Consider the following 389-nt stretch of genomic DNA (forward strand, 5'->3'; position numbering starts at 1 on the left):
TGACCATCTTTCCAACCACATAAATGGGCTCCCTGCTTGTTATGCTTCAAAATATCTCTTGCAAGGTTGGAACTGATGACCGCAACATCCTGATTATCCAAATAAATGGGCAACCAGCCACCACAAGAAACAGACCTATTTGCCGCGCACCCAACGAGAAAGTTCAGAGCGCACACCAGCATCACTTTTTCGATTAACTTCATTTTCTACCTCAAGACGGGTTGTTGCTGTCTTTAAAGCATTCTCTGTTTGCTTTTGCCGTTCGCTTTGCTTGCCAAGCTGAAACGCCTTGGCTAAAGCCATAAAAAAAACGGCTAAAGCCGCTGTAAACATAAGAGAATATTTCTTTAGCCAAAAAATCATAAGCGTTGCTCCCCAAACCGCTTGGC

2 protein-coding genes are annotated in these 389 nt (G+C 44.0%); both read right to left on the reverse strand.

Features of this window, described 5'->3' with window-relative positions:
* Positions 1 to 203: hypothetical protein (locus tag ACFIL7_RS08980; RefSeq protein WP_375683529.1), on the reverse strand; the 203-nt coding region annotated here is incomplete at its 3' end.
* Positions 136 to 389, reverse strand: a 254-nt coding sequence (locus ACFIL7_RS08985; RefSeq protein ID WP_375683530.1) for a hypothetical protein, incomplete at its 5' end; no start/stop codon positions are given. The genes ACFIL7_RS08985 and ACFIL7_RS08980, both read right to left, overlap by 68 nt.

It is taken from the genome of Bartonella sp. AP3QHHD (assembly GCF_042195765.1).
GTDB lineage: Bacteria > Pseudomonadota > Alphaproteobacteria > Rhizobiales > Rhizobiaceae > Bartonella.